We start from the raw sequence: 9340 nt of genomic DNA on the forward strand, positions 1-9340 counted from the left end.
GACTTAAAAATCCAGCGAAGCCGACACCGTCAAGGTGCGCGGGTTGCCGATGGTCAGGTAACCAAACCCGGGAAAACCACCGGACGAAGCCCAATAGTTGCGGTCGGTCACATTGTCCAAACGGGCGCGCAGGGTCAGTGCCTGATCGTTGCCCACAGGCATGACGTAACGCACACCCATGTCCAGCCGCGTCCACGATGGCACTTCCTGTGTGTTGGCTGAATTGGCGTACTGGCTGCTGGTGTACAAGGCACGCGTTTCAAACGCAAAACCGGTCAATTGTTCAGGGCTCCATTCAACACCCACATTTGCCTGCCGCTGCGGTGCGCCAATTGCATCCTTGCCGTCCACATCGGTATTCAGGAAGCTGATGCCGCCCAACACGGTCACTGTTTTGCTGGCTTTGCCAAACGCCATGATCTCCAGGCCCCTGTTGGTTTGATCATCCACCTGGGTGTAGGTGTTGTTGCTGTCAACGCCATAGACGGGTTTGTCGCTTTGGAACACAGACACCGAACCACCCACGCTGCCGCCGTCGTACTTCAAGCCAATTTCGGTTTGTTCAGTTTTAAAGGGCTTGAATACCTGGCCTGCGTTGGTCACGGGCTGACTATTGGCAGTGGTCGGGGCGGTGTCACCCCGGACCAAACCTTCAATGTAGTTGGCGTACACGGAATACTGTGGATTGATTTTGTACACCACGCCAGCCACCGGGGTGGTGGCGCTTTCTGAGTAATTGTCGGTTTGCGCCCCGCTGTTGAAATCAAAGCTGGTGGACTCGATAGTTTGGCGGCGTACGCCCACGGTCACCAACAGCTGATCGTTCAAGAATGCCAGGGTGTCGGCAATTGCAAGGCTTGAGGTTTCTGTTTTCGCGGTCACCAGGGGGTTGCCCAAATCGCCACCCAGAAACGCATTGGCCGGTGGCTCATCGACAGGCATTGGGTTGTAAATATTGCCACTGAACCCGGCAAAACTGGAGAATGCGAATGCATTTTTTGATTCCAGTTCAAACACCGATGCAGAGGTGCTCACAGTGTGCTTCACACCACCTGTGTTGAACTTGAAACGCAAACCAGCTTCTGCAGTTTGCACAGAATCTTCGCGTGTGTTCGTAAAGCGGAGCGAATTGGTATCGCCCTGTTGATTCGTTACAGTGGGATTTGCAAAGTTGCCCGCTTCATTGCTTTCCCGAACACCACCGGCCAACCAGCCGGTCACGGTGTTGTTGAAATCGTATTCAGCGCGCACCGTGGCAAAGGTGTCTTCTGCGTTGGAATAAGTCCAGGGTTGGGCAATGCTGCGGTCGGCACGTGGAGCAGCCGGAATTGCAAGGTTGGCGGCAATCGTTACGTTGGGCTGGGAAGCCTGCAGCTTGTGGTCTTGATAACCCAGGTCTGCTGAAATGCGAAGTTTGTCGCTGCGGAAATCGGCACCCACGGCAAACAGGGTCAGTTCGCGTGATTCGCCATCCACGCTAGTGTCGCCATCGCGCTTGGCAACTGTTGCCCGCACACCGGTGGAGCCTTCATTGAAGCGGCGCGCAAAATCGCCTGCCAAATAGGCCTCGCCCCCATCCTGAATGCCCACCGTGGCCTGGTTGATGTCGTAATTCGGCGCACGCTTGGGCACCACATTAATGGCACCACCCAAACCGCTGCCGCCGGGTGCAGCACCATTCAGAAAGGCATTGGCTCCGCGCAACACTTCCACCCGCTCGATCAGTTCCGAGGCTAGGTATTGACGCGGCAGCAACCCATACAAACCGTTGTACGACATGTCATCGGAAAAAATCGGCAAACCGCGCACCAGATACACTTGCTGGAAATTGCCGAAACCACGCGCCACACGCACAGCGGGGTCGTTCAACAACACGTCACCCACGCTGGCCGCTTGCTGGTTCTGAATCAGTGTTGATGTGTAACTGGTCAAGGCAAAAGGCGTGTCCATGTTCGACTGGGTACCCAACAAACCCACGCGGCCACCCGTGGCCACTTGTCCTCCCGCATATTCGGGGGCCAAACCTTCGGCCGATGCATCGGCACTGGCGTTGACCTGCACAGCGGGCAATTCCGCAGTTTGCGCAAAGGCAGTTGAAGACAATGCAGCGAATACAGCCAGGGCCACTGCGCTCAGTTTTGGGTTGGTGGAGATCATGCGAAACTCTGAAAATGAAGAATTCCGTAATTATAATGATAGTTATTATTATTTATATTAATAAATGTTAATTTTCACGCCCTATTCACTCGAGTCAGTACAAACCCCAATCCACAAGCATTGGGTTATGCTGAGCGTCAAGCATCCGAAAGTCGCATCGTTTCGCTCAATTCAACACCATGAACAAAGCACTTCGACCCTGGCTCGATTCGTTTTATCAACGTGAATCCAGACGCATTCTGGCCACTTTAATTCGTCTGCTCGGCGATTTCGACCTGGCTGAAGAAGCCATGCACGAAGCATTTGCCATTGCCCTTCAACAATGGGAACTCGCAGGCCCACCCACCAACCCACGCGCCTGGCTGGTATCCACTGCCCGCTTCAAAGCAATTGACCACATTCGCCGCCGTGCGAAATTCGACACCTCATTTGAAGACGTGGCCGATCAACTGGCCGAACAATTGCACCACGAACCCGACTACGCCGATGACAGCATTGAAGATGACCGCCTTCGGCTGATTTTCACATGCTGCCACCCCAGCCTGTCACCTGAAGCACAATTGGCCCTGACCCTGCGCGAGGTGTGTGGTTTGTCCACGGAGGAAGTGGCCAGCGCATTTTTAAGCAGCACACCCACCATGGCCCAGCGCATTGTTCGCGCCAAGACAAAAATTCGCGATGCCAGAATTCCATACGAAGTTCCGCAGGCAAACCAGCTTCAAGAGCGTCTGGATGCTGTGCTTCAAGTGATTTACCTGGTATTCAACGAAGGCTATTCTGCGTCCACTGGCGATGCACTGGTTCGGCAGGAACTTTGCAGCGAAGCCATTCGACTGGGCCGCCTGCTGGTTGAATTGTTGCCCGAGCCTGAGGCAGTCGGCCTGCTGGCTTTGATGTTGCTCAACGATTCCCGCCGCCGCACGCGTAGCACCGCCAACGGCGATCTTGTTCTGTTGGCCGACCAGGACCGCAGCCAATGGGATCAACAACAAATACTGGAAGGCTGCCAGTTGGTGCTACAGGCATTGGCCTCCCGACGGTTTGGGGCATACACCCTGCAGGCCGCCATCAGTGCGGTGCATGCTGAAGCACCAAGCGCCGATCAAACAGATTGGGCACAAATTGTGGGCCTGTACGATGCCTTGCTGGAACACACACAATCGCCCGTGGTGGCGCTGAACCGCGCCGTGGCAGTGGCCATGCGCGATGGCCCTGCTGCGGGGCTGGCACTGGTGGACGAACTGCTTGCGCAAGGCCAGTTGAATGAATACCACCTGGCCCATGCCACCCGTGCCGACCTGTGCCGGCGACTGGGCAAACTGGATGAAGCGCAAGCAGCCTACGAGGAAGCACTTCGACTGACCCGCCAAGGGCCGGAACAACGCTTTCTTCAAAGCCGACTGAATGAACTGAAAAAAAACCGAAGTAATTTTTAAAACCACTGTCGATTTGAGAAAGTGCCATTCGACTAATCCATGAAGGCGACACAAAAGCGCCACGCACTGACCCCATGGACAAGGAGAAAACATGAACGCAATCAAGGCAGTACTGGAGAGCTGGCAGCAAGCCGTTGTTGACGAAAACCTGGACAACATCATGCGCCACTACAGCGACGATGTGGTGTCGTTCGACGCCATCAAGGCACTTCAAATTGTGGGCAAAAACAATTACGCCGAGCACTGGAAATATTGCATGGGCCTGTGTCCTGGCGGAGTCATCATGGAAATTCATGAACTGGCCATTTACGAGGCGGAAAAGGTGGCCTTCTGCCACTACCTGTTGCGCTGTGGTTCGGTGCAAGATTTTGGAAAGGAAAACGCGGGCTGGATGCGGGCCACCATCTGCCTTCAGCTTGAACAGGGACAATGGAAGATTGTTCATGAACACTTTTCATCGCCCTTTGATCCCGAAACCGGCAAAGCCATTTTCGACGCACAACCTTGATCAAAAAGGCATGACATCCAATGAAGTACCTTTGCCTTGCTTATGAGGAGGAAGACCTGTTCAAAGCCATGCCACATGAACAGTGGCTGGCTTTACGCCAGGAAACGCTCGATTATGTTGAATCGCTCAAGGCCAGCGGGAATTTGATTGCAACGCATGCACTTCAAAGTGCCCGCAATGGTGTGCTGGTGCGTGTGCGCAACCAAAGCCTGCTTACGTCGGATGGCCCGTTCGCGGAAACCAAAGAACAACTGGGCGGCATTTTCCTGATTGAAGCACACGATTTCAATGAAGCACTGCGAATTGCATCCCAGTGGCCCTCGGCCCGGTTAGGAACCATCGAAGTTCGCCCTGTCGAAAACACTTTGCGGGAAGACAACCGCTACGGAGATTGACCATGAAATACCTGGCGCTGGTGTATTACGACGAACGCATCATGAATGCCATGTCGCAGCAGGAATGGGATGCACTGAACAAGGAATGCATGGCCTGCGCTGAAAACTTGAGCAGCAAAGGCCACTACATCACCGGCAGCCCCTTGTTGCCAGTAAACACCGCCACCACGGTGCGTGTGCGCAACGGCAAAACCCACACCACCGACGGCCCTTTTGCAGAAACCAAAGAACAGCTGGCCGGTTTTTACATGCTGGAAGCCAAAGACCTGAACGAGGCGATTGCGCTTGCCGAAAAAATTCCACCGGCGCGTTACGGTTCCATTGAAGTGCGCCCGGCACGGGAATTGGTGGCGCAAGGCAATGCGGCAGGAGGAACAGGGAGAGACTGAAAAAACTATTGCGAACTCTGAATACAGAATGTAGTATTAAACGGTGATCAATTCACGTTCAGCATCCTTCGAAGATGCGCCATTCAATTCACGAGGAGACATTCATGACCTGGACTACACCGGCATTCGTTGACATGCGATTTGGTTTTGAAATCACCATGTACATTGCCAACCGATAACAACAATCATCCGTTGCTCTGCTTCACAAGGGGTCAGTAAATATCGCCCCTTGTGTTTTTGGCACGTCACAGCAACCACTTCACCGCTGTAGAAAACGTTAAAAACGCAATGACTGTCGAGAACAGCACAATTTGCGCAATTCGCCTGGAATCCGCTTCAAATTTTTCCGCAAGCACAGTAATGCTGCTGGCACTGGGCAGCGCAGCCACCAACACCAGCACAGTAAGCGCCTGCGGCGACAAATCAAAGCCCATTTGCGTGTATACATAGCCCACGCCCAGCACCAGCAGAGGGTGAACAATCAATTTGTACACCACGATCAAGTGAATATCGCCCAGTTTGAAACGTCCGGCGGGTGGTGAATCCACCGCGGCTGTTTCGGACGGACGGGCCAGCATGGCACCAATGGTGAACAGGGCAATGGGCGAGCAGGAATTGGCAAACATCTTGATGATCTGGTCAAGCGGCTCATAAAAACGAAATGCAGTGGCCGAACAAATTGCGCCCAACACCACCGCCCAGGGCAGTGGATTCAGCAGCACACCCTTCATGGCTTTTCGTGCGGCTTCCACGGCACCGCCATCACCACGTTGCCCCAAACGGGACAAGGCAATGCACAGCGATGACGTGATGATCATGTCGACTGAAATGGACACCACCGCAGGCCCAACACTATTGGCACCCACCAGCGAAACCAGTATGGGCATGCCCATGAAGCCGGAATTGGGAAACGCTGCAACCAGTGCACCAAAAGCAGCATTGTTCCAGTTAGTGTTGCCGCGCCGGGTCGTGAACACTGTCAGAAACACCATGAGCAACGCACACAGCATGTAAACAAATATCGTGTGCGGATCAAACAGTTCAGCAACGTCCATGTTGGATGCAAACTGAAACAACATGCTGGGCAAGGCGAAATACAGCACAAATGCATTCAGGCCTGGAATGGCGCCCAAAGGCAAGAGTCGCCCCCGGGTGGCCAGGTAGCCACAAAGAATCAGGGCAAAGAACGGCAAGGTAACCAGAAAAATTTGTTGCATCTGGACAAGACAATCAGGTTGAAAAAAAATGGCGACCTGTGTCGCCATGTCGTGAACCGGCTAAGCGGCAGCGGTATTCGTGCTGCCCAACTTTTGCCGTAGTATACGATGAAGAATCTTGCCTGTAGCCGTGCGGGGCATTTCATCGTCCTGGATGAAAACAATCGATGTGGGGCATTTAAATGCCGCAAGCCGCTCCCGGCACCAGGTTTTCAGCTCCACCTCGTCAAGCTGCTGGCCCACATGTGGCACCACCACCGCCTGTACTGTTTCACCCCATTTTTCATGCGGCACGCCGATCACCGCCACATCTTTCACTTTGGGGTGTGCGCCCACCACCGCCTCCACTTCCGAGGGGTAAATGTTCTCGCCACCACTGATGATCATGTTGCTTTTCCGGTCGACCAGCCAAATGTAACCATCCTGATCGCGCCGTGCCATGTCACCCACCGAACACCAGGCACCGCGAAAGGCCTCTTTCGTTTTTTCCTCGTTTTGCCAGTACCCTTTGAACACATACGATGTGCGGGAAAAAAGTTCGCCCACCTCGCCATCGGGTACTTCATTGCCGTGTTCATCCAGCAGGCGAATTGCGCCGCTGCACGCCCATTCACGTCCAACGGAACCCAGTTTGGAAATTTGCTCCTCCGGGCGCAACAAGGTGACCCAGCCAGCCTCGGTTGAACCGTACAGTTCATAGAGCCTGCCATTTTTGAAATAATCCAGAATCGCAAGTTTGGTGTCTTTTCGCGCAGGTGCGGAGGAAACCAGCAACTTGCCCACGGTGCTCATATCGTACTTTGCCTTCACCTCGTCGGGCAAAGACAAAATCATGATGTAGTGCGTGGGCACCAGCGAGGTGAAGGTCACCTTCTCCTCAGACAGGGTGCGAAGCAAATGCTCGGGGTTGAAGCTTTTGCTGTCGTCAATAATGCAGGCACCGCCCGTGTGCAGAAACGTGTTTGCAAAGTACAGGGAATTTGCATGGCACAGGGGCATGACCAGCAGGGCAATGTCTTCGTGTGTAAAGCCCATTTCAAGCGCCGTGGCCATGGCAATCAGGGTACTCCCCTCGTGCTGGCGAATGGCCCCTTTGGGTCTGCCTGTGGTGCCCGATGTGTACATCAGGGCACACATTTCATCGGCAGCCGCCGGCTCAAATTCTCGGGGCCAGGGCGCCTGCGACACCACTGATTCATAAGACAGCCAACCCGATGGCGCCGTGTCGCCCAAGGCAATGAATCGCGCTTCAGGAAATTCAAGCTTGTCGCGAATGGTATCCACAACCGCCGTGAAATCCAGGCCAGCAATCATGCAACTGGTTTTGCAATCCAGCAAAATGTACTCAATTTCCGGGCCACTCAAACGGAAATTCAAAGGCACCGCCACCAGGCCCGCGCGCGCAAGCCCCACGTACAGTTCCATCCATTCCACACAATTATAGGCCAGCACCGCCACGCGGTCCCCGCGTACAAGCCCCAGGTCAAGCAATGCAGAAGCCAGCTTGCCGGCACGCTCATCAAGCTGCCGATACGATAGAGCACGGCTCGAATCACGGGCTGCCAGCGTTTCAGGGCGCAACCTGGCATGGGCTTGTACCGCATCGGAAATAGTCATCAATTGACTCATGTTGCCAGTCTCCTCAATTTTATTTGAAAGAATATAGCTTTAAATTCTATATTCCGAATTCAGAATGCGATATTATTCTAATCGAAATTGACGAGTTTGCAACCTCGGTTTTGAACCGGCACCCGAAAAAAGAGGAGACATCACCATGGCCACAATGCAAATTTCAGAGCACAGCGCCGCCGCACTCATCGCGCGGTTTTTAAAGGCGCGGGGCATCAAAAGGGTTTATGCCCTGTGCGGCGGGCACATCATGCCCATCTGGATGCGGCTGCATGCCGAGGGAATCCATATTGTGGATGTGCGCGACGAAAGGGCCGCCGTTTACATGGCCCACGCCGAAGCGCAATTGACAGGTCAGTTTGGCGTGGCACTGGTTACGGCAGGCCCGGGGGTGACCAACGCCATGACGGGCATTGCCAATGCGAATGTGGCGCGCGCACCGGTGCTGGTACTTTCAGGTACGCCCCCTACCCTTCAGGAAAACCGGGGTGCCCTGCAAGACATGGTGCACACCGATCTGGTTCGATCCATCACCCGGTATGCCAAAACGGTTCGGGAACCTGAGCTGGTTCTTCAAGAACTGGATGAAGCAGTTTCCCGCGCGCTGGGGCACCACGGCGAGCCCGGCCCGGTTTATCTGGATTTTCCCGTGAACACGCTGCGCAGCGAAGTACCGCAAGCGGTGATTCTTCAAGAACACCTGGCCCCGAAAAACCGCCAGGAATTTGCTGCACCACAGGCCGCCATCGAGCAAGCCATGGAACGTTTGTGGTCGGCCAAGCGCCCCCTTGTAATTACCGGCCGTGGTGCACAGGGCGCTGGCCCTGCTCTGACCAGGCTGCTGGACCGTCTGCAGGCTGCTTACCTGGACACGGGTGAAAGCCGGGGCCTGGTCAGTGAAGAACACCCCAGCGTGGTTGCAGCCATGCGTGGTGCTGTCATGGGGCAGGCCGACGTTATTTTAACCATTGGCCGCAAACTTGATTTCCAGTTGGCCTATGGTTCACCGGCTGTGTTTGGACAAGCCGAATTCGTAAGAATTGCAGACTGCGCCAGCGAACTTCGCGACAATCGGCGTGGCGTGGTGGAACTGTTTGCCACCCCGCGCCTTGCGATTGAAGACATTCTTGCATGTGCGGGCGACCGCGCACCGGCAACCGACCTGCAGTGGATCACAGGGCTTCACCAACAACACAATGACCGATCGGCCAAGCTGCTGGACAGCATGCGCAACGCGCCCAAGGGCAAAGACGGATTGATGCACCCCAACAGGCTGCTGTATGCCCTGCGACAGGCCTTGCCTGAAAAATCAGTTGTGGTGGCAGACGGTGGCGACTTTCTCAGCTTTGCGCGGGTTGGCTTGCCTGCAAGCACGTATCTGGACCCAGGCTCACTGGGCTGCATTGGCGTGGGCACACCCTTTGGTGTTGCGGCCAGCCTGGCCAAGCCCGACCACACTGTACTGGTGGCCACAGGGGATGGATCATTCGGATTCAACGCCATGGAAATGGACACTGCGGCGCGTCACAAGGCACCGGTGTTGATCGTGGTTGCCAACAATGGCGCGTGGGCCATCGAGGTTCGGGACCAGCAGGAAACCCACGGCACG

9 protein-coding genes are annotated in these 9340 nt (G+C 54.9%); 6 read left to right on the forward strand and 3 right to left on the reverse strand.

Annotated features, from left to right (window positions below):
• Window positions 1-3 precede the first annotated feature (3 nt).
• Complete coding sequence (locus V7028_RS13300; RefSeq protein WP_334120567.1) at window positions 4-2157, reverse strand: TonB-dependent receptor; 2154 nt, start codon at window positions 2155-2157, stop codon at window positions 4-6.
• A gap of 179 nt (window positions 2158-2336) precedes the next feature.
• On the opposite strand from V7028_RS13300, the gene V7028_RS13305 reads away from it, so the two are divergent.
• The 5 genes from V7028_RS13305 to pqqA all read left to right on the forward strand — a co-directional run bounded on the left by V7028_RS13305 (window position 2337) and on the right by pqqA (window position 5064).
• Window positions 2337-3593, forward strand: coding sequence for an RNA polymerase sigma factor (locus V7028_RS13305; protein WP_334120568.1), 1257 nt, complete (start codon window positions 2337-2339; stop codon window positions 3591-3593).
• Between the two features lie 91 nt (window positions 3594-3684).
• Complete coding sequence (locus V7028_RS13310; protein WP_334120569.1) at window positions 3685-4101, forward strand: YybH family protein; 417 nt, start codon at window positions 3685-3687, stop codon at window positions 4099-4101.
• 20 nt (window positions 4102-4121) lie between these two features.
• The gene (locus tag V7028_RS13315) at window positions 4122-4496 is read left to right on the forward strand and encodes a YciI family protein (RefSeq protein WP_334120570.1); all 375 of its coding nucleotides are present in this window, start codon (window positions 4122-4124) and stop codon (window positions 4494-4496) included.
• Between the two features lie 2 nt (window positions 4497-4498).
• Window positions 4499-4885, forward strand: a complete 387-nt coding sequence (locus V7028_RS13320; RefSeq protein ID WP_334120571.1) for a YciI family protein — start codon at window positions 4499-4501, stop codon at window positions 4883-4885.
• A gap of 104 nt (window positions 4886-4989) precedes the next feature.
• On the forward strand, window positions 4990-5064 hold the full coding sequence (gene pqqA, locus V7028_RS13325; protein ID WP_275270284.1) for a pyrroloquinoline quinone precursor peptide PqqA: 75 nt from the start codon (window positions 4990-4992) through the stop codon (window positions 5062-5064).
• Between the two features lie 66 nt (window positions 5065-5130).
• Here pqqA and V7028_RS13330 read toward each other — a convergent pair whose 3' ends face one another.
• Both V7028_RS13330 and V7028_RS13335 read right to left on the reverse strand, forming a co-directional pair.
• On the reverse strand, window positions 5131-6150 hold the full coding sequence (locus V7028_RS13330) for an AEC family transporter (protein WP_334120572.1): 1020 nt from the start codon (window positions 6148-6150) through the stop codon (window positions 5131-5133).
• A 12-nt stretch (window positions 6151-6162) separates the two neighbouring features.
• Window positions 6163-7731, reverse strand: coding sequence for a class I adenylate-forming enzyme family protein (locus tag V7028_RS13335; RefSeq protein ID WP_334120573.1), 1569 nt, complete (start codon window positions 7729-7731; stop codon window positions 6163-6165).
• Window positions 7732-7876: 145 nt separating this feature from the next.
• Between V7028_RS13335 and V7028_RS13340 the strand changes: the two genes are divergently transcribed.
• A partial coding sequence (locus V7028_RS13340; protein WP_334120574.1) for a thiamine pyrophosphate-binding protein occupies window positions 7877-9340 on the forward strand: 1464 nt, incomplete at its 3' end.

Origin of the sequence: Limnobacter sp. (assembly GCF_036846585.1) — a bacterium.
GTDB lineage: Bacteria > Pseudomonadota > Gammaproteobacteria > Burkholderiales > Burkholderiaceae_B > Limnobacter.

Bases quoted from the DNA above. Each gene is read 5' to 3' on its own strand.
- V7028_RS13300 (WP_334120567.1), bottom strand. From the start codon at position 2,157: ATGATCTCCACCAACCCAAAACTGAGCGCAGTGGCCCTGGCTGTATTC.
- V7028_RS13305 (WP_334120568.1), top strand. From the start codon at position 2,337: ATGAACAAAGCACTTCGACCCTGGCTCGATTCGTTTTATCAACGTGAA.
- V7028_RS13310 (WP_334120569.1), top strand. From the start codon at position 3,685: ATGAACGCAATCAAGGCAGTACTGGAGAGCTGGCAGCAAGCCGTTGTT.
- V7028_RS13315 (WP_334120570.1), top strand. From the start codon at position 4,122: ATGAAGTACCTTTGCCTTGCTTATGAGGAGGAAGACCTGTTCAAAGCC.
- V7028_RS13320 (WP_334120571.1), top strand. From the start codon at position 4,499: ATGAAATACCTGGCGCTGGTGTATTACGACGAACGCATCATGAATGCC.
- V7028_RS13330 (WP_334120572.1), bottom strand. From the start codon at position 6,150: ATGGCGACACAGGTCGCCATTTTTTTTCAACCTGATTGTCTTGTCCAG.
- V7028_RS13335 (WP_334120573.1), bottom strand. From the start codon at position 7,731: ATGAGTCAATTGATGACTATTTCCGATGCGGTACAAGCCCATGCCAGG.